Annotated in this window: 26 protein-coding genes and 1 tRNA gene; 9 read left to right on the forward strand and 18 right to left on the reverse strand. The window is 54.7% G+C overall.

The window, feature by feature from the left end; all coding sequences use genetic code 11:
- Window positions 1–47 precede the first annotated feature (47 nt).
- A complete protein-coding gene (locus L383_RS09950; RefSeq protein WP_014885099.1) occupies window positions 48–1,226 on the reverse strand; it encodes an acetyl-CoA C-acetyltransferase in 1,179 nt (392 codons plus the stop codon).
- Between the two features lie 93 nt (window positions 1,227–1,319).
- Window positions 1,320–2,186, reverse strand: a complete 867-nt coding sequence (locus L383_RS09945; protein ID WP_023331228.1) for a LysR family transcriptional regulator — start codon at window positions 2,184–2,186, stop codon at window positions 1,320–1,322.
- Between the two features lie 104 nt (window positions 2,187–2,290).
- Here L383_RS09945 and L383_RS09940 point away from each other — a divergent pair, with 104 nt between their 5' ends.
- Window positions 2,291–2,752, forward strand: a complete 462-nt coding sequence (locus tag L383_RS09940; RefSeq protein ID WP_023331229.1) for a multidrug/biocide efflux PACE transporter — start codon at window positions 2,291–2,293, stop codon at window positions 2,750–2,752.
- A gap of 119 nt (window positions 2,753–2,871) precedes the next feature.
- Complete coding sequence (locus tag L383_RS09935; protein WP_023331230.1) at window positions 2,872–4,101, forward strand: amino acid permease; 1,230 nt, start codon at window positions 2,872–2,874, stop codon at window positions 4,099–4,101.
- Window positions 4,102–4,164: 63 nt separating this feature from the next.
- Here L383_RS09935 and L383_RS09930 read toward each other — a convergent pair whose 3' ends face one another.
- Both L383_RS09930 and yjdI read right to left on the reverse strand, forming a co-directional pair.
- Window positions 4,165–4,437, reverse strand: coding sequence for a GNAT family N-acetyltransferase (locus L383_RS09930; RefSeq protein ID WP_014071634.1), 273 nt, complete (start codon window positions 4,435–4,437; stop codon window positions 4,165–4,167).
- A 10-nt stretch (window positions 4,438–4,447) separates the two neighbouring features.
- Window positions 4,448–4,678, reverse strand: a complete 231-nt coding sequence (gene yjdI / locus L383_RS09925) for a 4Fe-4S mono-cluster protein YjdI (RefSeq protein ID WP_008499689.1) — start codon at window positions 4,676–4,678, stop codon at window positions 4,448–4,450.
- A 178-nt stretch (window positions 4,679–4,856) separates the two neighbouring features.
- Here yjdI and L383_RS09920 point away from each other — a divergent pair, with 178 nt between their 5' ends.
- The 5 genes from L383_RS09920 (at window position 4,857) to L383_RS09900 (ending at window position 11,352) form a co-directional block, all read left to right on the forward strand.
- Window positions 4,857–6,497 carry an ATP-binding protein gene (locus L383_RS09920; RefSeq protein ID WP_014885103.1) on the forward strand — a complete coding sequence of 547 codons (1,641 nt, stop codon included), beginning with the start codon at window positions 4,857–4,859 and terminating at the stop codon, window positions 6,495–6,497.
- On the forward strand, window positions 6,481–7,176 hold the full coding sequence (locus L383_RS09915) for a response regulator (RefSeq protein ID WP_014885104.1): 696 nt from the start codon (window positions 6,481–6,483) through the stop codon (window positions 7,174–7,176). Before L383_RS09920 ends, L383_RS09915 begins: the two co-directional genes overlap by 17 nt.
- A 168-nt stretch (window positions 7,177–7,344) precedes the next feature.
- Window positions 7,345–8,433, forward strand: coding sequence for an ABC transporter substrate-binding protein (locus L383_RS09910; protein ID WP_023331231.1), 1,089 nt, complete (start codon window positions 7,345–7,347; stop codon window positions 8,431–8,433).
- Window positions 8,434–8,519: 86 nt separating this feature from the next.
- Window positions 8,520–10,289 (forward strand): ABC transporter permease, encoded by a 1,770-nt coding sequence (locus tag L383_RS09905; RefSeq protein WP_023331232.1) that lies wholly within the window; start codon window positions 8,520–8,522, stop codon window positions 10,287–10,289.
- Window positions 10,282–11,352 carry an ABC transporter ATP-binding protein gene (locus tag L383_RS09900; RefSeq protein WP_023331233.1) on the forward strand — a complete coding sequence of 357 codons (1,071 nt, stop codon included), beginning with the start codon at window positions 10,282–10,284 and terminating at the stop codon, window positions 11,350–11,352. Before L383_RS09905 ends, L383_RS09900 begins: the two co-directional genes overlap by 8 nt.
- A 75-nt stretch (window positions 11,353–11,427) precedes the next feature.
- Here the strand turns inward: L383_RS09900 and arsC are convergent, their stop codons facing one another.
- The 7 genes from arsC to actS all read right to left on the reverse strand — a co-directional run bounded on the left by arsC (window position 11,428) and on the right by actS (window position 17,364).
- Window positions 11,428–11,853 (reverse strand): glutaredoxin-dependent arsenate reductase, encoded by a 426-nt coding sequence (gene arsC, locus L383_RS09895; protein WP_014885108.1) that lies wholly within the window; start codon window positions 11,851–11,853, stop codon window positions 11,428–11,430.
- Window positions 11,854–11,865: 12 nt separating this feature from the next.
- Entirely contained in the window at window positions 11,866–13,155 is a 1,290-nt protein-coding gene (gene arsB / locus L383_RS09890) for an arsenite efflux transporter membrane subunit ArsB (RefSeq protein WP_023331234.1), read from the reverse strand.
- Window positions 13,156–13,202: 47 nt separating this feature from the next.
- Entirely contained in the window at window positions 13,203–14,954 is a 1,752-nt protein-coding gene (gene arsA / locus L383_RS09885) for an arsenite efflux transporter ATPase subunit ArsA (RefSeq protein ID WP_023331235.1), read from the reverse strand.
- A 17-nt stretch (window positions 14,955–14,971) separates the two neighbouring features.
- Window positions 14,972–15,334, reverse strand: coding sequence for an arsenite efflux transporter metallochaperone ArsD (arsD, locus tag L383_RS09880; RefSeq protein ID WP_023331236.1), 363 nt, complete (start codon window positions 15,332–15,334; stop codon window positions 14,972–14,974).
- 49 nt (window positions 15,335–15,383) lie between these two features.
- Complete coding sequence (arsR, locus tag L383_RS09875; protein ID WP_014885112.1) at window positions 15,384–15,734, reverse strand: As(III)-sensing metalloregulatory transcriptional repressor ArsR; 351 nt, start codon at window positions 15,732–15,734, stop codon at window positions 15,384–15,386.
- A gap of 732 nt (window positions 15,735–16,466) precedes the next feature.
- Window positions 16,467–16,540 (reverse strand) — tRNA-Gly (locus L383_RS09870).
- 80 nt (window positions 16,541–16,620) lie between these two features.
- Window positions 16,621–17,364, reverse strand: coding sequence for an amidase activator ActS (gene actS / locus L383_RS09865; protein ID WP_023331237.1), 744 nt, complete (start codon window positions 17,362–17,364; stop codon window positions 16,621–16,623).
- Window positions 17,365–17,528: 164 nt separating this feature from the next.
- On the opposite strand from actS, the gene idi reads away from it, so the two are divergent.
- Window positions 17,529–18,071, forward strand: coding sequence for an isopentenyl-diphosphate Delta-isomerase (gene idi, locus L383_RS09860; RefSeq protein WP_023331238.1), 543 nt, complete (start codon window positions 17,529–17,531; stop codon window positions 18,069–18,071).
- Window positions 18,072–18,109: 38 nt separating this feature from the next.
- Here the strand turns inward: idi and lysS are convergent, their stop codons facing one another.
- The 5 genes from lysS to xerD all read right to left on the reverse strand — a co-directional run bounded on the left by lysS (window position 18,110) and on the right by xerD (window position 24,203).
- A complete protein-coding gene (lysS, locus tag L383_RS09855) occupies window positions 18,110–19,627 on the reverse strand; it encodes a lysine--tRNA ligase (RefSeq protein ID WP_014885130.1) in 1,518 nt (505 codons plus the stop codon).
- A gap of 9 nt (window positions 19,628–19,636) precedes the next feature.
- A protein-coding gene (gene prfB / locus L383_RS09850; RefSeq protein ID WP_096059326.1) for a peptide chain release factor 2 occupies window positions 19,637–20,735 on the reverse strand; the annotation gives its coding sequence in 2 pieces (ribosomal slippage) (window positions 19,637–20,659 and window positions 20,661–20,735; 1,098 coding nt in all).
- Between the two features lie 90 nt (window positions 20,736–20,825).
- Window positions 20,826–22,559, reverse strand: a complete 1,734-nt coding sequence (gene recJ / locus L383_RS09845; RefSeq protein ID WP_023331239.1) for a single-stranded-DNA-specific exonuclease RecJ — start codon at window positions 22,557–22,559, stop codon at window positions 20,826–20,828.
- 5 nt (window positions 22,560–22,564) lie between these two features.
- Window positions 22,565–23,278 carry a bifunctional protein-disulfide isomerase/oxidoreductase DsbC gene (dsbC, locus tag L383_RS09840; protein ID WP_014885133.1) on the reverse strand — a complete coding sequence of 238 codons (714 nt, stop codon included), beginning with the start codon at window positions 23,276–23,278 and terminating at the stop codon, window positions 22,565–22,567.
- A gap of 28 nt (window positions 23,279–23,306) precedes the next feature.
- Window positions 23,307–24,203 carry a site-specific tyrosine recombinase XerD gene (gene xerD, locus L383_RS09835; RefSeq protein ID WP_014885134.1) on the reverse strand — a complete coding sequence of 299 codons (897 nt, stop codon included), beginning with the start codon at window positions 24,201–24,203 and terminating at the stop codon, window positions 23,307–23,309.
- Window positions 24,204–24,304: 101 nt separating this feature from the next.
- Here xerD and fldB point away from each other — a divergent pair, with 101 nt between their 5' ends.
- Window positions 24,305–24,826, forward strand: a complete 522-nt coding sequence (fldB, locus tag L383_RS09830; RefSeq protein WP_014885135.1) for a flavodoxin FldB — start codon at window positions 24,305–24,307, stop codon at window positions 24,824–24,826.
- 5 nt (window positions 24,827–24,831) lie between these two features.
- Here the strand turns inward: fldB and L383_RS09825 are convergent, their stop codons facing one another.
- Both L383_RS09825 and sdhE read right to left on the reverse strand, forming a co-directional pair.
- Complete coding sequence (locus L383_RS09825; protein WP_014885136.1) at window positions 24,832–25,242, reverse strand: protein YgfX; 411 nt, start codon at window positions 25,240–25,242, stop codon at window positions 24,832–24,834.
- The gene (gene sdhE, locus L383_RS09820) at window positions 25,223–25,489 is read right to left on the reverse strand and encodes an FAD assembly factor SdhE (RefSeq protein ID WP_010435322.1); all 267 of its coding nucleotides are present in this window, start codon (window positions 25,487–25,489) and stop codon (window positions 25,223–25,225) included. The genes L383_RS09825 and sdhE overlap by 20 nt, the downstream gene beginning before the upstream one ends.
- Between the last annotated feature and the right edge of the window lie 53 nt (window positions 25,490–25,542).

A 25,542-nucleotide genomic window follows, 5' to 3' on the forward strand; every position in this document is an offset into this window, starting at 1 on the left:
GGAGGATAAAAAAACCTCCCGGAGGAGGTTTCATTAATCAGGAAAGATTAGCGTTCGATGGCCAGCGCCACCCCTTGCCCGCCGCCTATACAGAGCGTTGCTATCCCTTTGCGGGCATTGCGTTTTTTCATTTCGTGGACCAGTGAAACCAGTATCCGGCAACCGGACGCCCCGATAGGGTGACCCAGCGCAATGGCTCCACCGTTTACGTTGACCCGCAGCGGATCCCACTCCAGCATTTTGCCGACCGAGATCGCCTGCGCGGCAAACGCTTCGTTCACTTCAATCAGATCCACATCGGAGAGTTGCCACCCTGCGCGATCCAGGCAGCGACGGGTAGCGTAGACGGGTGCGATCCCCATCAGTGCCGGATCAACACCCACGCTGGCAAACGCCTTGATGCGGGCCAGGACAGGGAGATCCAGCTCCAGGGCTTTGCTTTCACTCATCATCATAACGGCTGCGGCGCCGTCGTTAATGGAAGAGGCATTGCCCGCCGTGACCGAGCCCTGGGTTTCAAACGCAGGATTGAGTCTTGCCAGGCCTTCAGCACTGGCGTCAGTGCGCGGCTGTTCGTCAGTATCCACGACAACCACCTCGCCGTTCTGACGCTGCGTGCTGACCGGGACAATCTCGTCGCGAAAACGACCAGAATCAATCGCAGCACGCGCCTTTTGCTGGGAACTGAGCGCGTAAGCATCCTGCAATTCACGGCTGATACCGTACTCGCGCGCCAGGTTTTCCGCCGTCACGCCCATATGATAGTCATTGAACGCATCCCACAGCCCGTCATGCACCAGGCTGTCGAGCAACTGACTGTTACCTAACTGCGCGCCGGTACGACTGTCGGTGAGAACGTGCGGCGCACGGCTCATATTCTCTTGTCCGCCAGCAATAACCACATCCGCTTCACCGCATTGAATGGCTTGTGTAGCGAGATGAAGCGCTTTGAGTCCTGAACCACAGACGTCGTTGATGGTGATGGCGGATACGGTGTTGGGCAGACCGCCTTTCAGGGCCGCCTGGCGCGCAGGGTTTTGCCCGGCTCCGGCAGTGAGAACCTGCCCCAGGATCACCTCATCAATTTCGTGTGCGGCGACCCCGCTACGTTCCACCAGCGCTTTGACCACCACGCTGCCCAGGTCAACCGCCGAGTGACGCGCGAGCGCTCCCTGAAAACAGCCGATAGCTGTACGCAACGCACCCACTATGACGACATCTTTCATCACGACCTCTGTGTTAAATGACATGACGATAGTAGAGGATTGTTACTGGCAATTATCTTAATTGTTTAAAAATAGTGAGTTTAATCACAAGGATTAACGGACATCCTGCAGATACTGCCGCAGCCAGCTTCCGGCAACGCCGGGAGGGGATCGTTTATTCCACAGCAGATCGATGCCGATCGCTCTTGGCCAGCCAGGCACATTGAGCTGAACCAGGGATTTCGCGGCGGCAAATTCATCCACCAGCGCGCACGGCAACACGCACCAGCCGAATCCCTGCACTGCCATACTCAAGAGTAACAGGTAATTCGGTGCTGACCAGACGGGTCCTCGCGCAATTTCAGCCTCGCGTTCCAGATAGGTGCTAAGCCGCAGTTCGCGCCAGCCGTGCAGCTCGTCACTCTGCACTTCGGGTTGGCCCGCCAGGGGATGCGTAGTCGCAACATAAATTGCCATACGGGTCTGCATCGGCAGGCGGGTAACGCCAATGTCGGTGGGGTAACTGTCCCGCGCTTCCGTCAGCCCCACCTGCGCTCGCCCCTTTTGCAGCAGATCGATCACATCCTCTTCCTCGCCAATCAGACATTCGAACGCCGTATGGGGAAAGCGAGCGTCAAACTGCTTCATCATCTCTTCCAGCACGTCCGGGTTCAGGGTATCGGAAAGGACAAATGTCAGACGCGCCTCCGTTTGTGCCGTTAGCGACACCGCCAGTTGATCCAGCCGCGTGCTGGCGGCAAGGATGGCCTGCACATAACCCAGCACCTGTTCACCCTGAGCCGTTAACACCGGCTGGCGTGCCGAGCGGTCAAAGAGCTCAAAACCGAGATCGGCTTCAAGATGGGCAATGGAGGTGCTGATCGTCGACTGACTTTTACGCAGCCGACGTGCGGCAGCAGAGAAAGAGCCAGCCGCAACGGCCTCAACAAACGCGGTAAGGGCTTCAGGTGAATAGCGCATAACCTATCTACTTTATCGATGGATACCATCTTTAATATATCAGCTTTAACGATAAAAATAGGCCGAATCACCGCCCATACCGGCGAATTAATGAGGTCTACACTATGCAACATCAGGATGCACTCCACCGTAAACTGCCGGAGCGGATCTTCCATGCAGTCTGTTTCGAAGGGATTGCCACGGCGATCCTCGCCCCTACGGCCGCGTGGCTCATGCAGCGCTCCGTAGTGGAAATGGGGGGATTGACCGTTATTCTGGCCACTACCGCCATGCTCTGGAACATTATTTATAACTTCGGTTTCGACCGTTTCTGGCCGGTCCAGCGGGTAACACGCACGGCAAAAGTGCGTGCGCTGCACGCCCTGGGGTTCGAATGTGGGTTTATTGTGATTGGCGTGTCGATTGTCGCTGCCGTGCTGGGCGTCACCTTGCTTCAGGCATTCACACTGGAAATAGGTTTCTTCCTGTTCTTCCTGCCCTACACCATGTTCTATAACTGGGCATACGATAACCTGCGTGAGAAATTCCTTAAGCGTCGCCAGCAACGACGCGCCCTGGCAGGCTAAATGCTCTCTGGCCGGACGCCTGTTCCGGCCAAACGCCAACGAAGCAACTGCGCTCTATGAGCATAATTATGGTAAATTGCACGCCATTCTGATGGTTTGATAGTTGAAACGTTGCTCTAATGTCGAAAATTTGGTCAAAAGATGAGACTCTCTGGAGTTTCGCTCTCTATGGCACGGCCGTGGGCGCAGGAACGCTGTTCTTGCCCATTCAGCTGGGCTCTGCAGGCGCTATTGTTCTGTTTATTACCGCCCTTGTGGCCTACCCGTTAACCTACTGGCCGCATCGCGCGCTGGCGCAATTTATTCTCTCTTCAAAAACAAAAGGCAATGAAGGGATCACCGGCGCCGTCTCGCACTATTACGGCAAGAAGATTGGCAATCTGATCACCACACTCTATTTCATCGCCTTCTTTGTGGTGGTGCAGATTTACGCGGTGGCCATCACCAACTCGTTAACCGAGCAACTGGCAAAGCACTTGACGGTGGATACCACCGTGCGCGTGCTGGTCAGTTTAAGTGTGGTGCTCGTGCTGAATCTGATCTTCCTGATGGGACGGCATATCACGATAAAGGTGATGGGCTTCCTGGTATTCCCGCTGATTGCCTATTTCCTGTTTGTCTCGATCTACCTGACCGGGAGCTGGCAACCCTCGCTACTTACCAGCCAGATGGCCGTTGATCGCCATACGCTGCATCAGGTATGGATTTCCATTCCGGTGATGGTGTTTGCCTTCAGCCATACCCCGATTATCTCGACATTTGCCGTGGATCGTCGCGAGAAGTTTGCTGACGCCGCCATGGATAAATGCAGGAAAATCATGAAGGTGGCGTACCTGATTATCTGCCTGAGCGTGCTGTTCTTTGTCTTCAGCTGCCTGCTCTCGATTCCGCCGTCATACATTGTGGCCGCCAAAGAGCAAGGGGTAACCATCCTGTCAGCACTGTCGATGATGCCCTCTTCTCCCGCATGGCTCGGCATTTCCGGGATAATCGTGGCGATTGTTGCGATGTCGAAATCGTTCCTCGGCACCTATTTTGGGGTCATTGAGGGGGCGACGGAGATCGTGAAGTCGTCGCTCAATCAGGTGGGTGTGAAAAAGAGCCGCGCCTTTAACCGCGCGATTTCCATTATGGGTGTGTCGTTAATTACCTTCGCGGTCTGCTGCATAAACCCGAACGCGATATCAATGATTTACGCCATCAGCGGCCCGCTTATCGCCATGATTTTGTTTATCATGCCGACGCTGTCGACGTACCTGATCCCTTCGCTGAAGCCTTACCGCTCCCCTGGCAGCCTACTGACGCTGATCGTCGGCGTGCTGTGCGTGTCGGTGATGTTTGTTGGCTAATGTTCCTGCCATACATTGTGCCGGGTAGCGCTGCGCTTACCCGGCCTACATTCCTACAGAGAATCACGCCCGGATATCGTCATATTCCCGCGTATTATCAAACTCATGTTTCGCAAACGGACACAGCGGAATAATTTTACGGTTCTCACCGCGCATCTTCTCGACCACTTTCGCCACCAGCTGTTTGCCAACGCCCTGCCCTTTCAGGCTCGGATCGACATCAGTATGCTCAATAATGCTCAGGTGCTCGCCGGTCGGCACGAAGACAATCTCCGCCACCTGATTTCCGTCTGCATCATTCACGTAAAACTTGTTATGGCCTTCCAGAATATCCATGGTTCCTCGCTTATTTTTGGCGATACTTCAGCGCACCGCTCGGGCAGGTATCAATTACGCGTACAACCGTTTCGACGTCCACTTCATCAGGAATAATCCACGGTTTACGTTTCAGATTAAACAGCTTTGCGCTCCCACGCACGCAGTTACCTGAGTGTTTGCAGATCCCGGTGTTGAAGTACACGTCAATTTTCTCGCCGGTATAGGCCCTGTAACCCGCATCCAGTAGTTCTTTATCCATGACATTGCCTCTGTAATTATTCTCGTGCTGAATGAAGCATAGCCTTACGGGATCCCGATGGCTATCACGCTGAAAACGAAAAGCCAGCTCACAACTCTTTTCTTACCGGATTGCGTCCACTATTTGCACATGTCAGGCTCCATAAATATCCCCCTTTTCCAAGGCTAGCGCGGGTTGAATGAAACGCAGACTCTCTTTTCAGGTAAAGCTGTTTTTAGCGCTGGTGTGCTTCTCCTGCCTGCTGTTAGTGCTGCTGGGTACGATCCTGTTTCATTTTATTGACCGGCAGCTCCATCACGATCTCGGCCAGCGCGCCCGGGTTCAGGCCAGTGAGATTGCGCTGATGCCGGGTCTGGCGGAAAAGGTGGCGGCCAGAGATATCCCCGGCATCGCCCGGTTAATTCAGCCGCTGCGTGCCGAAAGTGACGCCAGCTATATTGTGATTGGCGATACCCACGAGCAGCATCTTTATCATTCAGAATCCCCGGAGCGCATTAATTTACCGATGATCGGCGGCGATAATGCCGAAGTACTCAAGGGCAAAACCATTATTTCCGTGCGTCAGGGCGGGATTGGGGTTTCGCTGCGCAGCAAAGCGCCCATCTTCAATGCACAGCATCAGGTGATTGGCATTGTCTCGGTCGGCTATCTGACTTCGTATATTGCCAACATTAACGCCCGCATTCTCTGGCAGGCCGGTTTATACGGGATTGCCCTTCTGCTGCTGCTGTTTATTTTCTCCTGGCTGTTTACCCGCAACCTTAAAAAACAGATGTTCAGACTTGAGCCGAAAGATATTGCCCAGCTGGTTTTGCAGCAAAGGGCGCTGTTAGAAGCCATGTATGAAGGGGTATTTGCCGTCAATGAAGAGAAGCAGCTGATTTTAATTAACCGCGCGGCACGAGAAATGCTGGATATTCATCGTAGTGAAAAAGATCTTATCGGCAAGCCGCTGGACGAGGTTCTGCAAACCTCGCCGGGGTTTTTAACACAGCGCTACGCCTCGGTGAGCAGCGGCCGCCACGACCAGATTGCGGTACTTAACCAGCGCGAGGTCATCGTCAACCGCGTGGCGATTGAGGTCGAGCCTGGCGTTGAAAGCGGCTGGGTATACAGCTTTCGCGACAAAAACGACATTAATACCCTCAGCAGCCAGCTCAGCCAGATCAAACGCTATGCCGACAACCTGCGCATTATGCGCCACGAACAGCTGAACTGGACCGCGACGCTGGTGGGGTTGTTGCAGATGAAACACTATGACGAAGCGATCCGCTATATCCAGGTGCAGTCGGAAGGCGCACAGCGCGTGCTGGACTTCGTGTCGGCCCATTTTGCCTCTCCGGCCTTATGCGGGCTGCTGCTCGGGAAATATGTCAGCGCACGGGAAAAAGGGGTTGAGCTACAGTTTGATCCCGCATGCCAGCTCACCCGCATGCCGTCCCGCCTCAGTGAAACGGAGCTGATGTCCATTATTGGTAATTTGCTGGATAACGCCGTGGATGCGACCCTCACCGCACCGGTCCCCGCGCCGGTAGAACTCTATATTTCCGATCGCAACCAGGAGCTGCTGATTGAGGTGGCCGACCGGGGCTGCGGGGTGGATGATGCGCTGAAGCCGCATATCTTTCGACAGGGATTCAGCAGCAAGCCGGACAGTGAAAACGACATTGTGGGTACCGAGCACGGTATCGGCCTGTTTCTGGTGGCAGGCTATATCAACAAAGCGGGCGGCAGCATTGAGATTGCCGACAATACGCCGCAGGGCACGATTTTCTCTGTATTTATTCCGAATGGGCTAAAGCATGACCCAAGCACTTGATGTTGTGATCGTTGAGGATGAGCCGCACCTGGCGGAGCTGCATCGCGAGTATATTGAGCAGAACTTTCATCTGCACGTGGTGGGCATCGCCGCGTCGATTGAGCAGGCATGCAGCCTGATTCGCCAGCATCAGCCGCGGCTTATTCTGCTGGATAACTATCTTCCGGACGGCAAAGGCGTGGAGTTAATCGACACTCCCCTGCTGAAAAGCTATGAGTGCTCGGTGATCTTCATCACCGCCGCCAGCGATATGCAGACCTGCAGCCATGCCATGCGCAGCGGCGCGTTTGATTACCTGATTAAACCGGTCTTTTTCCAGCGCCTGCACGCCTCGCTGGAGCGTTTTATGCGCTTCATCCACACCGTGCAGCAGGTAAAAGTCGTTGACCAGCATGCGCTGGATCGCCTGTTTAACCTGCCTGCTGCTGAATCCCCGCACACGCCGTCGACGAAGGGCATTGAGCCTCAGACCCTGGAGCGGATCAAACGGCTGTTTGCCGATCGTCCCGACAGCGCAATGTCGGTGGAGGAGGTCGTGGAAAACGTCGGGGTCAGCAAAACCACGGGGCGTCGCTATCTTGAATACTGCGTGGAGAGTGGGTTAATCAGCGTCGAAATGCTGTACGGCAATATCGGTCATCCCAGAAGGCTATACCGTAAAGCCCCCGATAAAACGTAATCCGCGAACATTAGCCAGCAAACGTTCGCGGATTCTATGGTGTTAATTGCTGAAACGACGGTGACAATCACACTTCGGAATCATCGCCCGCTTCCCCCTATTGTGGGTGGAGGCCGATAGGCTATGTTGACAATTAGTTCCTCAAATGTAACTAAAAGGTTAACTATAATGTCGAACACATTCCGAATTTCTCTGATTACCGCTACCGTCCTGTTCTCCGCTTCTGCGCTGTCTGCCCTGCCGCAGGGCTATCCGGCTGAGTATCAAAAGGTTGTCGATGCCGCCACGAAAGAGGGCAAAGTTGTCATCTACTCCACCACCGACACCAAAGCCGCCGGGCCGCTGATCGAAGGCTTCGAAAAAACGTATCCAGGCATCAAAGTTGAATATAACGACATGAACAGCACGGAACTGTACAACCGTTTTATCAGCGAACAGGCCTCCGGTGGCGGTAGCGGTGATGTGGTCTGGAGCTCGTCCATGGACACCGGACTGAAGCTCGCCGCTGACTACGCTATGGAGTATAAATCGCCGGAGCAGAGCCAGCTGCCGAAATGGGCGGTCTGGAAAGATAAGGCGTACGGCACCACCTATGAGCCGGTGGTCTTTATCTACAATAAACGCATGATCCCGGCCGGTGACGTGCCGGATTCACACGCCGCGCTGGCGAAGCTGATTGCCAGCCAGACGGATAAATTCAAGAGTAAAGTCACCACCTATGACATTGAGAAATCAGGTCTTGGTTTTATGCTCTCAGTGCAGGATCACAAGGCCGATCCAAATTACTTTAAAACCCTGGCCGACGTTGCCAAAGGTGGCTTAGCGGTGCAGTCGTCTACCGGCACCATGATGGAGAGGGTCTCCTCCGGTGAAAACCTGATCGGCTTCAATATCCTTGGTTCTTACGCTGAAGCGCGTGCGAAGAACGACCCGTCGCTCGGCATATCCTATCCAAAAGATTACACCCTGGTGCTGTCGCGCGTGTCGTTCATCAGCCAGCAGGCGCAAAACAGCAATGCGGCAAAACTGTGGCTGGACTATGTGCTGTCTGAAAAAGGCCAAAGCATCCTGGCAAATCAGGCGGACATTCCATCCATTCGTAACGATATCGAAGGCAAAAACGATATCGACGGCCTGACCAAAATCCTCGGCAATGCGCTGAAGCCGATCCCGGTTGATGAATCGCTGCTGGAGTATCTGCAACCGAAGAAACGCCTGGAGTACATCAAAGAGTGGCGTGCAGCCGCCGCCAAATAAGCGTCCTGGCGCGGCGGCGTGCGCCGTCGCGCGTCTGTTCATCTGACTGAGTTCATTTTTCCGGGCTGCAACACCAGGGATACCCCATGAATACATTACGCAGAAAGTGGCAAAGCCTGCCGCGCGGTATTGTCGTGTTGATAACCGCCCTGGTTATCTATACGCCACTGTCGTTTATCGTGATACAGAGCTTCCTGTCCGCTCCGTTCTTTTCCCCGGCAAAAGAGTGGAGCCTTGAATCATTTGGTTTTATCTTCACCGACCCTGATTTCTACAAGGCCCTGAGAAGCGGCTTTCTTCTCGCGTTCGGGCTGGTCATCATTGCCATTCCGCTGGGTGGCGTGCTGGCGTTTCTGATGGTGCGTACCGATCTGCCAGGCCGACGCCTGATCGAACCGCTGATCCTGGTCCCGATTTTCGTTTCACCGATGGTGCTGGGTTTTGGCTATGTGGTGGCTGCCGGTCCGGTGGGCTTTCTGTCCCTGTGGGCACAGGCGCTGATCGGCTTTGTGCCGTGGAACATCTATGACATGTCGAGCATCGTGGTCATTGCCGGCCTGACGCATGTTCCGCATGCCTATCTCTATATTTCCTCCGCGCTGCGTAGCGTGGGCTCCGATGTGGAAGAAGCCGCGCGCACCGCGGGCGCCTCTCCGCTGCAGGTGATGACCTCCGTCAGCCTGCCGATGGTGCGGCCATCCATCCTGTACGCCATCGTGCTGCTGTTCTTCCTCGGGCTGGAAGTGTTTGGTCTGATGCTGGTACTTGGCGATCCGGAAGGCAACATGGTGCTGGCGACCTATCTGTACCAGCTGACGAACAAGCTCGGAACGCCTTCCTATCATCTGATGGCGGCGGTCGCCGTGGTGCTGATTTGCATCACTATCCCGCTGGTCATGCTCCAGCGTCGCCTGATGCGCACCGCCAACCGCTTTGTCACCATGAAAGGGAAAGCCTCTCAGGCTCGCGCGTTACCACTGGGTAAATGGCGCTGGGTGGCCGGGGCGGTGGTCGCCTTCTGGCTGACTGTCACCATCGGCGTTCCCCTGCTTGGCGTGGTGCTGCGCGCGTTCATCTCCAACTGGGGGGTGGGCGTTTCACTGTGGGATGAGCTTTCGCTGAGTACCTTTCGCACCATCTGGGCGCAGCCTAACCTGCTGCGCGCCATCGTCAACTCGATGTCGATTGGCGTGATTGGCGGCGCACTGGCCGTCGCGTGCTACCTGTTTGTTGGTATTGCCATGCACCGTAAACCGGACAACACCACGCGGTTCCTGGATTACAGCGTGCTGGTGCCGCGCGCCGTGCCGGGATTGCTGGCGGGTCTGGCCTTTTTGTGGGTGTTTCTCTTCCTGCCGATGTGGCTGGATAACGCCCTGAAATCCGGCTGGCTTTCCGGATTCGTCTGGACCGACTGGATGCGCGAAAACGTCATCGTCTGGCTGCGCTCGCTGCGCAGCACCATTTTTAGCGTCTGGCTGGCTTATACCGTGGTGTGGATGGCTTACGGACTGAGGCTCATCTCTTCCACGCTGTTGCAGGTGGGGCCGGAGCTTGAAGAGGCGGCGCGCAGCACCGGCGCGACGCGCGGGCAGATCACCCGCCACGTCACCATTCCGCTCTCCCGCTACGGGCTTATCGGCTCATGGCTGCTGATGTTCCTGATCTTTGAGCGCGAATATTCAACCGGTGTGTACCTGCTCTCCCCCGGCACGGAAACCATCGGCTCGATGCTGGTTTCCCTGTGGGCCGCGGGTGCAATTGATATCGTGGCGGCGCTCTCTTTCATTAATATCCTGCTGGTCGTGGTAGGTCTGGGCATTGCCCTTCGTTTCGGAGTGAAATTACATGATTGAATTAGCGGTTGACGATCTGCACTTAACCTACGGCGACAATCCTGTTTTAAAAGGGGTCTCCATGAACCTGAAACGCGGCGAAGTGGTCTCCCTGCTGGGCCCTTCCGGCAGCGGCAAAACCACCCTGCTGCGCGCCGTCGCGGGTCTGGAAAAACCGACCCAGGGGTCGATTGTCATTGGTCAAAATAAAGTTTACGACGGTACGCCGCGCAGCGAGGTTCCGGCGGAGGAGCGTAACCTGGGGCTGGTGTTCCAGTCCTACGCCTTGTGGCCGCACAAAACCGTATTTGAAAACGTGGCCTATCCGCTCAAGTTGCGTAAAGTCCCGACTAAAGAGATCCAGCAGCGCGTACAGGATGTGCTGGACCAGCTGGGTCTCGGTCATCTTGGTAAACGTCACCCGCACCAGCTCTCCGGCGGGCAGCAGCAGCGCGTGGCGATTGGCCGGGCGCTGGTCTATAACCCGCCGGTGATTTTGCTGGACGAGCCGCTGTCCAACCTCGACGCCAAACTGCGTGAAGAGGCCCGCGTATTTCTGCGCGAGCTGATCATTAAGCTCGGGTTATCCGCGCTGATGGTAACGCACGACCAGAACGAAGCGATGTCGATTTCCGACCGCATCCTGCTGCTCAACAACGGTAAAATTGAGCAACAGGGTACACCACAGGAGATGTACGGTTCACCGAAGACGCTGTTTACGGCCGAGTTTATGGGCAGTAATAACCGCCTGCATGGCAAAATCACCGAGGTACGCGACGGCAAAGCACGCATTGAAGGAAAAGACTGGGTGCTCTGGGGCCAGGCGGGTGAAGGGGTGCAGAGCGGTAATGAGGCTACGGCGGTGATCCGCGTCGAGCGCGTGGCGGTGGTCGAGGGGCCGGGGGAAAATCAGCTTGCGCTGCCGCTCCTCACCAGCATGTATCTTGGCGACCGCTGGGAGTACCTGTTCCGCACGGCGGGGGATGATTATGTGATCCGCGCTTACGGGAATGAGCTTCGCGACCCGCAGCATTGTCATCTATCGCTGCCAGAGAAGCATGTCTGGATATTCCCGAAAAACTAGAGAAATCGGCCTGCCATTCAGTGGCTAAACGGGATGGCAGGCCGACATTCAAAGCGCGAATGCGCTCCTCCATACTTATTTCAATCGTTTACCTGTTTCATCAACGACCTTCTCGCCGTCTTCCTTCGCGAAAGCCGCTTTCTGCGCATCAGGAAGAATATCCAGAACCACTTCTGAAGGACGGCACAGTTTGGTTCCCAGCGGTGTCACGACAATAGGCCGGTTAATCAGGATCGGATGCTGCAGCATAAAGTCGATTAACCGATCGTCAGTAAACTTATCTTCCGCCAGCCCCAGTTCTTCATAAGGCTCGACATTTTTACGCAGCAGTGCCCGTACCGTGATCCCCATATCTGCAATGAGTTTGACCAGTTCATCGCGAGACGGCGGATTCTCCAGGTAATGAATGACGGTCGGCTCATTTCCGCTGTTGCGGATCATCTCCAGCGTATTACGGGACGTACCGCAGGCCGGGTTGTGATAAATAGTGATGTTGCTCATAACAGTATCTCATTACAAAGTGAAAGAGAGACGTAGCGCCAGCGCGGCCAGCGTTACAAATAGCACAGGCAGAGTCATAACGATCCCGGTGCGGAAATAATATCCCCAGGTAATCGTCATGTTCTTCTGTGAAAGGACATGCAGCCAGAGCAGCGTTGCCAGGCTCCCAATAGGGGTGATTTTTGGCCCCAGGTCGCAGCCAATCACGTTGGCGTAGATCATCGCCTCTTTGATAACACCGGTTGCGGTGCTGCCATCAATAGAGAGCGCACCAACCAGCACGGTCGGCATGTTATTCATGATGGAGGACAGGAAAGCCGTCAGGAAACCGGTACCCAGCGTCGCGGCCCACAGTCCTTTATCCGCCAGCACGTTCAGCACACCTGAAAGGTATTCGGTAAGCCCGGCGTTGCGCAGACCGTAGACCACCAGGTACATCCCCAGCGAGAAGATGACGATCTGCCAGGGTGCGCCATGCAGCACTTTGCCCGTGTTAATGGCATGGCCGCGTTTCGCCACAGCAAACAGGATGACGGCCCCCACCGCCGCAATCGCGCTCACCGGAATACCGAGCGGCTCAAGGACGAAAAAACCTACCAGCAACAGAATTAAAACGACCCAGCCGGTACGAAACGTCGCCGGATCTTTAATCGCTTTTGCCGGTGTCTTAAGAAGAGACAGCTCGTAAGTCGGCGGGATATCTTTGCGAAAGAACAGATGCAGCATCACCAGCGTGGCGACAATGGCTGCAATATCGACCGGAACCATCACCGACGCGTATTCGGTGAACCTCAGACCGAAGAAGTCTGCCGAAACAATATTCACCAGGTTTGACACAATAAGCGGCAGGCTGGCGGTATCGGCAATAAACCCGGCGGCCATCACGAATGCCAGCGTGGTGCCTTTGCTGAACCCTAATGCCAGCAGCATGGCAATCACGATCGGTGTCAGAATAAGAGCAGCACCGTCGTTGGCAAACAGTGCAGCCACCGCTGCGCCGAGCAGAACGATATAGGTAAAGAGCAAACGGCCCCGACCGTTTCCCCAACGCGATACATGCAGCGCTGCCCATTCGAAAAAGCCGGATTCATCAAGCAGCAGGCTAATAATAATGACGGCAATAAACGTTGCCGTCGCGTTCCAGACGATATTCCACACCACCGGAATATCGCCTAAATGCACAACGCCTGAAATTAAAGCCAGGGCTGCGCCCAGCGTCGCGCTCCAGCCAATTCCCACCCCCTTCGGCTGCCAGATAACCAAAACAAGGGTCAGGACAAAAATAGCGCCTGCCAGTAACATAAAACCTCCTGACAGGGCGGCTCTGCCGCCCTGTATTAACCAATAAATTAGCGCATCAACGCTCTGAGCTTTTCGATACCGGCAGGCTCTGACGCCAGTAGCGGAACAAGCGCTATACGGTCAGCATGCTGATGCTTAACCGCCTCAATCTGCGGCAATTCCTGCCGGGCGCGCTGGCAAAGCAATGGAGAACGCGTATCCGCAATAGAAAGGCTGTTATTGATAATCCAGCCCCACGGATGAATCCCCGCGCGTTCAAGATCGGCCTGCAAATTCGCTGCCTCCAGCACTGGAGTGGTTTCCGGAAGCGTAACCAGCAGCACCTTGGTTCGCTCCGGGTCCTGAAGCTGCATCATCGGGGTAGTAAAATGGCCTTTGTCGCCCATTTTTTTGGCAATTTCGCGGTGATAAGCCCCGGTTGCATCCAGCAGCAACAGCGTATGCCCCGTGGGAGCCGTATCCATCACCACAAACCGCTTACCTGCTTCGCGGATCACGCGGGAAAATGCCTGGAAGACGGCGATCTCTTCAGTACAGGGGGAACGTAAATCTTCTTCCAGTAGCCGTTTCCCTGCTTCGTCCAGATCTTTTCCCTTCGTCTCAAGGACATGCCGGCGATAGCGTTCGGTTTCCTCGTGTGGGTTGATCCGGCTGACCTGCAGGTTATTCAGGCTACCATTTAGCGTTGTGCTGAGATGTGCGGCGGGATCGGAGGTGGTGAGATGGACATCAAACCCCATGTCTGCCAGCCTGACGGCGACGGCAGCCGCCATCGTGGTTTTACCCACGCCACCTTTGCCCATCAGCATAATCAGGCCGTGTTCGTTACGGGCGATATCCTCGACCAGGCCAGAGAGCGATGCGTTTTCAGGCGTATCCAGGGCGTTTGTTGCAGGGAGCGGTAATGCCTCAGAACGGCTGTCCAGCAGGCCCTTTAATGCCGACACGCCAACCATGTTGACGGGTTGCAGTAATAAGGTATCTGTCGGCAGCCCGGATAAACCGGCAGGAAGATTTGCCAGTGCCTCTTGCTCCCGTTGCCATATCGCAGCAGCCAGTGCGTCATGTTCCGCTTCGGCTGCCGGCAAAACGCCATTAATCACCAGATACTGGTTTTTCAGGCCGATCGCCGCCAGTTCTTCATGAGTGCGGGCGACTTCCTGCAAAGTGGATTTCTGCAGTCGTGCAACCAGAACCAGACGGGTACGCGCAGGGTCGGATAACGCCTCTACCGCGTGTGCGTACTGCTCACGCTGTTTTTCCAGCCCGGCCATCGGGCCGAGACAGGAAGCACCGTCCGGGTTACTTTCAATGAAGTTACTCCATGCACCGGGAAGCTGGAGCAGGCGGATAGTGTGGCCCGTCGGCGCTGTATCAAAAATGATGTGATCGAAGCGGGTCAGCAGGGAAGCGTCTGTCAATAAACCGGTGAACTCATCGAACGCCGCAATCTCAGTCGTACAGGCGCCGGAAAGCTGCTCGCTGATGCTGTTAACGACGTCATCAGGCAAAAGCCCCTTAACAGGATCAACGATTCTGGCGCGATACTGCTGGGCAGCTTCCTGTGGGTCAATCTCCAGAGCGGAAAGCCCGGGAACGGCATTAACAGAGTGGATCGTGTTACCGATAGTTTGATCAAAGACCTGGCCAACATTGGAAGCGGGATCGGTACTCACCAGCAATACCCGCTTACCCCGTCCCGCCAGGCGGATAGCCGTCGCGCAGGAAATGGAGGTTTTGCCCACACCGCCCTTTCCGGTAAAAAACAGGTAAGGCGGGATATTCTGTAAGAATTTCATATGTCCTCCCGACATACTCAGCACCAGGAAGTATTCCCACCACAGCAGCCGGTGGACGCTAAGCCCACTTTTTCCAGCGGGATCCCAAACCAGCGAGCCAGCTCAGCGCGTTTTGGATATCGCCCGGCCATTACCGTTTCACCGTCCAGCAACAGCAGCGGAAGCCCTTCTGCTCCCGAGGCTTCCAGGAAGGCTTTCGCTTTTTCGTTCTGAACGAAGCTCATGGGCTGCTGCGCCAGGTTGTAACGTTCCACCTGTACGCCGCGTCCTTTCAACCACTGCACATCCGCAGAAAAATCAACCAGAACCTGATCGACATCTGAACCACATACGCCGGTACTGCAGCACAATGCCGGGTCAAACACCGTTAACGTTTTCATTCTGAACACCTCACATTTGAAAAATCATATATGTTCAGGCAAATTTTTTTTAGAGACAAATAGCCTTACCGCTACCAGAGCAATTTGCCGTTGCCAGCTTACGGGCGATGGCCTGTACGTCGTCCTGCTGGCTTAACCAGGCTTGCTCAATCACCTGAGCAGCCCATGACGGAATATGCGGGGAAAGACGATAGTGAACCCACTTGCCCTGCTTACGATCCTGCAATAGCCCACTTTCCCGTAGCATTGCCAGATGACGGGAGATCTTGGGCTGCGACTGATCCAGCGCTGTGCAGAGATCGCATACGCACAACTCTCCCATCTCTCTGAGCAGCAGTACGATGCCCAGACGGGTTTCATCGGAGAGGTATTTGAAGAGTTGTAAGGATGTTAGTGACATCAAACCTCCTGAGTATTTACAAACAGGATACTCGGCATGAACGAAAACTCAATACACATTCGGAAAAACACATATGTTTTTAATCATGGGTTTGAATCGCGACGGATGCTTTATGTCTTATAAGAAGAATGAGATTATTAGCACTACTAATACCCGATTAAAATTAGTGACTTGCCCCACCCGATCTCTCCAGTAATAATACCGCCCAGAAACGTTACCAGAGTAATAATCACACAACAAAGCAAAATGAAAGTCTTTTTAGAAATAGTGGCGCTGCCAGTGCTATGGCTCGTCATCGGCTGGATCTTCTGTCGTGCATGGATGCGAGGCTGCAACGGGGAAGATAAATGATCAGATTGTCGCTTGAGGAAGTAGTAGAAGGACTTGAACGTCATAGCTTTATCTTTGAAGACGAACAACAGCATTCTCTGATCGTATTTATACTGACCTGCATTTACGCCCAGGCGTCACAGGGTACAGGAGGCCAGCCAGATCACTGGAATGGCTAATTACCGCACCAGGGAGTACAGTCCTTTATTTTCCGGGATAAGAAATATCAGCAGTGACTAAATGCGTCTCTGATTTATCAGTTTGGATGTGATACGCAAAATTATACCGCTCCCCAGATGTAAACTTATTACTGATCCCATAAACCAGCAAAAAAAATAATCAGCTAAAACAGAAGCTTGTTGTTCAAGGTAAAGGGAAGAGGTTACAAGGCTTTTAAAGGAGTGGAGCGGGCGAAGGGAATCGAACCCTCGTATAGAGCTTGGGAAGCTCTCGTTCTACCATTGAACTACGCCCGCTTTGAGGTGCGTAAGGCATTATAGACCTTACGCCTCTTCATACAAGCCTCTTCACCACTAAGTGGCGATAAAATAATCACTTAGCACTTCGGTTTGCTGCCGGGTGCCGGAAGATAACGCTGCGGATCGATGGCCGTCGCCTTATAACGAATCTGGAAGTGCAGCTTCACCGAATCCGTTCCCGTGCTGCCCATGGTGGCAATCTTCTGCCCTGCTTTGACGTTTTGCCCGTTATTGACCAGCATCGTGTCGTTGTGCGCATAGGCCGTGATGTAGTCTTCGCCATGCTTAATCATGATCAGGTTGCCGTAGCCGCGTAGCTGGTTACCGACATAAACCACCTTACCTGCGCCTGAGGCATAAACCGGCGTACCGCGTGCAGCGGCGATATCAATGCCTTTGTTCCCCCCTTCAGACAGGGAGTACGGCAGCACCACTTTACCGCTGGCTGGCCAAACCCAACAGCGTTGACCCACCGGTGGCCAGGAGGACTGCGGCACCGCATAGGATGGCGTCACTTTAGCGGTTTTGCCTTTCGCAGAAGATTTTTTACCCGAGGTCGAACTGCCGTTAATCTTCAGCTTCTGCCCCACTTCGATGGTATACGGTGGAGAGATGTTATTCAGACGCGCCAGATCCTTCACGCTGGTCCCCGTCGCGCGCGAAATCCGATACAGCGTGTCACCGCGCTTAACGGTGTAGACCGAACCGGAATAGCTGCCCATATCCGAAGATTTACTCCCCGAACAGCCGGCCAGTAATAATGTCAGCGTCAGGCAAAAAATGGCGATGATGGGGTTTCTCGTCAGGCTTCCTGCAAACAAAACAGATCCTCGGTCAGCGTGAATGGCGCCCTATGATACCAGCCCTGGCAGAAATGGGTCAGCCCTTTTCCGCTCTGTGGGTCAAACCGTTCGTATAAGAATGCCGTATAATAGTGCTCTGCTGATGGTGCAGAACCATCCGCATCGTTGGCACTGGAGCACGAATGAGTATTCAAGAACACGTTATTTTGGTAAACGACCAGGGAATGGTGATTGGCACTCAGGAAAAGTACGCCGCACACACCACCCAAACCCCTCTGCATCTGGCCTTCTCCTCCTGGCTGTTTAACGCCGAAGGGGAGTGTCTGGTCACCCGACGCGCGCTAAGCAAAAAAGCCTGGCCGGGCGTCTGGACGAATTCCGTCTGCGGGCACCCTCAAACCGGTGAAAAGACGGAAGAGGCGATTATCCGCCGCTGCCGCTATGAGGTTGGCGCTGAAATCACGGCGATTACCCCCGTGGCCGCCGAGTTTCGCTACCGCGAAACCGATCCTTCCGGGGTTGTGGAAAATGAGATTTGCCCGGTATTCGCGGCACGTATTACCAGCGAACTGCGTATTAATCACGAAGAAGTGATGGAATTTGAATGGGTTGAGCTGGAATCGTTGTTCCAGGCCCTAAACGCCGCGCCCTGGGGGTTCAGCCCATGGATGGTGCTGGAAGCAACGGTCGCACGAGACGCTTTGAGAGCGTTTGCCGCGCAATAAAAAAGCCCCTAACGGGGCTTTTTTTACATCTTAATGCCTTATTTCACCGGACGCATCGCCGGGAACAGGATCACGTCACGGATGGTGTGGCTGTTGGTGAACAGCATGACCATACGGTCAATACCAATACCCAGACCCGCCGTTGGTGGCAGGCCGTGCTCCAGCGCGGTCACGTAGTCTTCGTCGAAGAACATCGCTTCGTCATCGCCCGCTGCTTTCGCATCAACCTGATCCTGGAAGCGCTGCGCCTGATCTTCCGCATCGTTCAGCTCGCTAAAGCCGTTGCCGATTTCACGGCCGCCAATGAAGAATTCGAAACGGTCAGTGATTTCCGGGTTCTCGTCATTACGACGCGCCAGCGGAGACACTTCAGCAGGGTATTCGGTGATGAAGGTCGGCTGAATCAGGTGCGCTTCGGCCACTTCTTCGAAGATCTCGGTCACGATACGGCCCAGACCCCAGCTCTTCTCAACCTTGATACCGATGCTTTCCGCGATCGCTTTCGCAGAGTCGAAGTTATCCAGATCCGCCATGTTGGTTTCAGGACGGTATTTCTTGATCGCTTCGCGCATGGTCAGTTTTTCGAACGGCTTGCCGAAGTCGAACACTTCTTCACCGTAAGGGACCTGGGTGGTGCCCAGAATGTCCTGCGCCAGGGTACGGAACAGGGATTCGGTCAGCTCGATCAGATCTTTGTAATCTGCATACGCCATATAGAGTTCCATCATGGTGAACTCTGGGTTATGACGAACGGAGATACCTTCGTTACGGAAGTTACGGTTGATCTCGAATACGCGATCAAAGCCACCTACCACCAGACGCTTCAGGTACAGTTCCGGCGCGATACGCAGGTACATGTCCAGGTCCAGGGCGTTATGATGAGTGATGAATGGACGGGCAGACGCACCGCCTGGAATCACCTGCATCATCGGGGTTTCCACTTCCATAAAGTCGCGGTTCACCATGAACTGGCGAATACCGGCCATGATCTGGGAGCGAATTTTGAAGGTCTTGCGGGATTCATCGTTAGAGATGAGATCCAGATAACGCTGACGATAGCGCGCTTCCTGATCCTGCAGGCCGTGGAATTTGTCCGGCAGCGGACGCAGTGCTTTGGTCAGCAGACGCAGCTCGGTACAGTGGATAGACAGTTCACCGGTTTTGGTTTTGAACAGTTTACCTTTCGCGCCAAGGATATCGCCCAGATCCCACTTCTTGAACTGCTCGTTGTAGATGCCTTCCGGCAGATCGTCACGGGAAACATACAGCTGAATACGGCCACCCACGTCCTGCAAAGTCACGAAGGAGGCTTTACCCATAATACGACGGGTCATCATACGGCCAGCAACGGCCACTTCGATGTTCAGCGCTTCCAGCTCTTCGTTCTCTTTACCGTCGAAGTCAGCGTGCAGTTGGTCTGAGGTGTGGTCACGACGAAAATCGTTCGGGAACGGCACGCCCTGCTCACGCAGCGCTGCCAGCTTCTCGCGGCGGGTTTTCAGTTCGTTGTTAAGATCGACTACCGCGTCAGCGCCCTGTGCTTGTTGTTCAGACATGTTGGTTCCTCATAACCCTGCTTTCAAACTTGCTTCGATAAATTGGTCCAGGCTGCCGTCCAGCACCGCCTGCGTGTTACGGGTTTCAACCCCGGTACGCAGGTCTTTGATGCGGGAGTCATCAAGGACGTAAGAACGGATCTGGCTGCCCCAACCGATGTCGGACTTGTTATCTTCCATCGCCTGTTTCTCAGCATTTTTCTTCTGCATCTCCAGCTCATAAAGCTTCGCTTTCATCTGCTTCATGGCCTGGTCTTTGTTCTTATGCTGGGAACGGTCGTTCTGGCATTGTGTTACCAGCCCGGTTGGAATGTGGGTAATACGCACCGCCGATTCCGTACGGTTAACGTGCTGACCACCCGCACCGGAGGCGCGATAAACGTCAATACGCAGGTCCGCCGGGTTAATTTCGATATCAATATCTTCGTCAACTTCCGGGTAAACAAACGCCGAGCTGAAGGAGGTATGGCGACGGCCACCGGAGTCGAACGGGCTCTTACGCACCAGACGGTGAACGCCGGTCTCGGTACGCAGCCAGCCGTAGGCGTAGTCGCCAATGATCTTGATGGTGACGGATTTAATACCGGCCACTTCACCTTCAGACTCTTCGATGATTTCGGTTTTGAAGCCGCGCGCTTCTGCCCAACGCAGGTACATACGCGTCAGCATGCTGGCCCAGTCCTGCGCTTCGGTACCGCCAGAACCTGCCTGAATATCGAGGTAACAGTCAGCGCTGTCGTATTCGCCGGAGAACATACGACGGAATTCCAGCTGCGCCAGCTTCTCTTCCAGCACGTCGAGTTCTGCCACGGCTTCGTTAAAGGTTTCTTCGTCGTCGGCTTCGACGGCCAGCTCGAGCAAACCGGAAACATCTTCCAGCCCCTGAGCCATTTGATCCAGCGTATCTACGATAGCTTCGAGAGAGGAACGCTCTTTACCCAACGCCTGTGCGCGTTCAGGTTCGTTCCAGACGTCCGGCTGTTCCAGCTCGGCGTTTACTTCTTCAAGACGCTCTTTCTTGGCATCGTAGTCAAAGATACCCCCTAAGAACGTCAGAGCGCTCCGTGAGGTCCTGAATACGGTTTTTTACCGGATTAATTTCAAACATGGTCTGTTTTCTTTTATGGACTTGTCAAAATGCGGTGATAAGAGCGGGATTGTACCGAATCCACGCCCTTTTTTATAGAGATTACTGCCGCTAAATTGGCCAGATATTGTCGATGATGATCTGAAGGGTGCGGTTTCCGCGAAACTCGTTGATATCCAGTTTGTATGCCAGTTCGACCTCGCGCACGCCGTTGTCCGGCCAGATTGCCGTATCGACGTTGAAGGCGATGCCGTCCAGCAGCGGTCCGCCGCCAACGGGCTCAACCATGACCTTCAGATGACGCTCGCCGACGATACGTTGCTGAAGCAGGCGGAAACGGCCGTCGAACAGCGGTTCAGGGAACATCTGTCCCCACGGACCGGCATCGCGCAGCATCTGCGCCACGTCCATTGTCATCTCATGCGGTGAGAGCTCGCCGTCGGACACCACTTCTCCCTGCAACAAGGCAGGGTCTATCCAGTCGGTGACCAGTTCACCAAATAGCCGCTGAAATTCGTCAAATTTCGCCTCTTCCAGCGACAGACCCGCCGCCATCGCATGGCCGCCAAATTTGATCATCAGGCCCGGATACAGCGTATCCAGACGCTCCAGTGCATCACGCATGTGAAGACCCTGAATCGAACGGCCAGAGCCTTTCAGCGTGCCGTCACCAGCCGGGGCAAACGCGATCACCGGGCGGTGGAAGCGCTCTTTAATGCGCGAGGCCAGAATGCCAACCACACCCTGATGCCACTCAGGATGATACATCGCCAGCCCGCCCGGCAGCGTTTCACCGCTGCGTTCGAGTTTTTCGCAAAGGGTCAGCGCTTCGACCTGCATTCCCTGCTCTATCTCTTTACGGGTCTGGTTCAACGCGTCGAGCTCATTGGCCAGGACGCGCGCTTCGCCGATGTTATCGCACAGCAGCAGCGCCACACCGACGGACATATCGTCCAGCCTTCCGGCAGCGTTCAGACGCGGGCCGAGGGCAAAACCCAAATCACTTGCCGCCAGCTTGAGCGGATCGCGGTTGGCAATTTCCAGCAGCGCCTTAATCCCCGGACGGCACTTGCCCGCGCGAATGCGGCTTAAGCCCTGCCAGGTCAAAATACGGTTATTGGTATCGAGCGGCACGACATCCGCGACGGTACCCAGCGCCACCAGGTCGAGATATTCGGCCAGGTTTGGTATGGCGATACCGCGTGATTCGAACCAGCCCTTATCACGAAGCAGGGTCCGCAGCGCCAGCATCAGATAAAACGCTACCCCCACACCGGCGAGAGATTTTGACGGGAAATCGCAGTCGCGCAGGTTGGGATTGATGATCGCTTCAGCGTCCGGCAATGTTTCACCCGGCAAGTGGTGATCGGTGACCAACACCGGGATCCCCAGCGCGTGCGCATGATCGACACCTGCATGGGAAGAGATCCCGTTATCAACGGTCATGATCATCTGTGCCCCGCGGGCGTGAGCCTGATCGACCACTTCCGGGCTGAGGCCGTAACCGTCTTCAAAGCGGTTCGGCACAAGGTAAGTGACGTTATCGCAGCCCAGCGCGCGCAGACTCAAAACGCTCAAGGCCGTGCTGGTTGCGCCATCTGCATCGAAATCCCCTACCACCACAATACGCGTTCCCTCACGGAGCGCGTTGTAGAGCATTTCGATGGCTTTTTCGATGCCGTTGAGCTGCTGCCAGGGCAGCATCCCTTTGACGCTGCGTTCAAGATCCTCAGCACTGCGCACGCCGCGGCTGGCGTAGAGACGCTTCAGCAGGGGCGGGAGATCGTCTGGCAAATCAACCGGTTCAACCGCCTCGCGGCGGCGCAATTTTATCGGGGCTTTCACGCGGATTATTTACCACCAAACTGTTTCTGGTGCGCGTCGAGGAACTCTTTCATCTCTTTTGGTCCCTGGTAACCCGGCACAACATAGCCATTGCTCAGGACAATCGCTGGCGTACCGCTTACGCCAAACTGCACGCCCAGCGCGTAGTGGTTAGCAATATCGATATCGCAGGACGCAGGCTTAACCTCTTTACCGCTCATCGCATCGTCAAACGCTTTGTTGCGATCTTTCGCACACCAAATCGCTTTCATGTCTTGCTCTGGCTGGCTCTGCACGCCTGCACGCGGGAAGGCCAGGTAACGCACGGTAATGCCCAGCGCGTTATAGTCTTTCATCTGCTCATGGAGCTTGTGGCAGTAGCCACAGGTGATGTCGGTGAAGACGGTAATCACATGTTTTTCCTGCGCCGCTTTATAGACGATCATCTCTTTTTCGAGCGCATTCAGGTTTTTCATCAGCAGCTGGTTGGTGACATTGACCGGCTGCGCGCCGCTCACGTCATACATTGGCCCCTGAATAATATGTTTGCCGTCTTCGGTGACATACAGCACGCCGCTGTTAGTCAGTACCGTTTTCATCCCGGCAACCGGTGCAGACTGGATGTCGCTGCTGGTAACGCCCAGTTTAGCCAGTGACTGTTTAATAGCGGCGTCATCCGCATGGGCGAACCCGGTAAAAGAGGCTGCCAGCAGGGTGAACAGCGCGAAAGACTTTTTCATAGTTGATCCCGTTACAATTTGTCGGCACTCACGCACGAGGGTGGTGCTGTTGGTGTAGCTGCCGCAGGCGTTCCGTCGCGACATGGGTGTAAATTTGCGTCGTAGAAAGATCGCTGTGTCCCAGTAGCATCTGCACCACGCGTAAATCTGCGCCGTGGTTTAACAGATGCGTCGCGAAAGCGTGACGCAATACGTGCGGCGAAAGCTTTTCACTGTCGATACCCGCCAGTGTGGCGTAATGCTTGATGCGATGCCAGAACGTTTGTCGTGTCATCTGCTGTGCGCGCTGGCTCGGAAACAAGACGTCGATAGACACGCCATTGAGCAACCATGGACGGCCATGCTCAAGATACGTTTCCAGCCAGTAAACCGCTTCTTCTCCCAGCGGCACCAGCCTTTCCTTATTTCCTTTACCGATGACGCGCACCACGCCCTGACGCAGGCTGATGTCGCTCATCGTCAGACCAACCAGTTCAGAGACACGCAAACCGGTAGCATACAATAGCTCAAGCATGGCTTTATCGCGTAACTCCAGCGGCAGGTCAACAGCAGGTGACTGTAATAATCTCTCAACTTGTGCTTCGCTGAGATCTTTCGGCAGCCGCTGCGGGAGTTTAGGGGACGCCAGAAGCGCACTCGGATCGTCTTCCCGAATCTTCTCACGGTAGAGATGCTGGAACAGCCGACGCATCGCGCTGAGCAAGCGTGCAGAACTGGTGGCCTTATAGCCCCCTTCAACCCGTTCCGCGAGCAGCGCCTGAAGGTCGTCGCTTTGCGCACTCGCCAGCGATAATTCGCGACGCGCCAGCCACTCCACCAGCATGGTGAGATCGCGCCGATAGGCACTGAGCGTGTTCTCGGCCAGATTTTTCTCCAGCCACAGCGCATCGAGAAACTGTTCAACGAGTGCGAGATCCTTTTCCACATCGGCCCCTTTGATTCTGCAGTCAGGCCATTATGCCTGATTGCGACCGGTTTCTGGTACACTACGCACAAAGTCAAAGCATGAATTGAGATAGTTACGCGATGAATATTGGTCTTTTCTATGGTTCCAGCACCTGCTACACCGAAATGGCGGCAGAGAAAATTCGCGACATCATTGGCCCCGAACTGGTGACGTTGCATAACCTGAAAGATGACGCGGTCGCGCTGATGGAACAGTACGATGTACTGATCCTCGGCATCCCAACCTGGGATTTTGGTGAGATACAGGAAGACTGGGAAGCCATCTGGGATCAGCTCGATTCAGTCAATCTCGACGGCAAAATTATTGCGATGTACGGCATGGGCGATCAGTTGGGCTACGGCGAATGGTTTCTTGATGCACTTGGCATGCTGCATGACAAACTGGTACCGAAAGGGGCGACGTTTATCGGCTACTGGCCAACCGAAGGATACGAGTTCACCAGTCAAAAACCGATCATTGCCGACGGCCAGCTGTTTGTCGGACTCGCGCTGGATGAAACCAATCAGTACGATCTCAGCGACGAGCGCCTGCAGGCCTGGTGCGAACAGATACTTGGCGAAATGGCAGAAAAATTTAGCTAAGTGGATTACTCCTGCGTCGGCTGTTGCAACAACATCCGGCGCAGATCTCGCCATTCTGAAGCATCCATACTGTCAGCCGCCAGCCACAGGTGCTGGCAACGCCCGCCGTCCACATTGCGTAACCGTAACATCATGCCGGAGTTGAGCATCCATGGCATACCCAGAATATCCCACTCTTTTCCCTGCCAGCGCAGGCGGGAATCCATCAGTAACTTGATCTCACCCTGACGAGCATTAATGCGACGCTGGCTGCGTACGCTGTCAAAAACGACAAACGAAAGTAATAGCAGCCACAGCGGTGTATAGCTCAGGGGCCATGGCATGAGTAACACGATGGCCGCAACCAGGCCGTGGAGCATTAACGACATCCACTGCGAGCGCCACGAGACGCGAAGATCAGATTGCCACAGGACCACGTTCCCGATTCCGTGTTTGAATTAATTGCACCATCCGTTGCAACTCGGTGTCGGCGGGTTTGCCGTGGTTCATCAGCCAGTTGAATAAATCTGGATCGTCAGACTCAAGCAGGCGAACAAACAGCCGCTTATCATCATCGCTTAAGCTGTCATACTCATATTCGAAGAAAGGCATGATGGAAATATCAAGTTCACGCATGCCGCGACGGCATGCCCAGTGAATACGGGCCTTGTTGTTAATATCCATGTTCAGTTTCCTGCATTACGTTTGGCACAGTCGGGCCCCCGTTCAGTGTTCTT

The sequence above is a fragment of the Enterobacter sp. MGH 37 genome (genome assembly GCF_000534515.1).
Lineage (GTDB): Bacteria > Pseudomonadota > Gammaproteobacteria > Enterobacterales > Enterobacteriaceae > Enterobacter > Enterobacter kobei.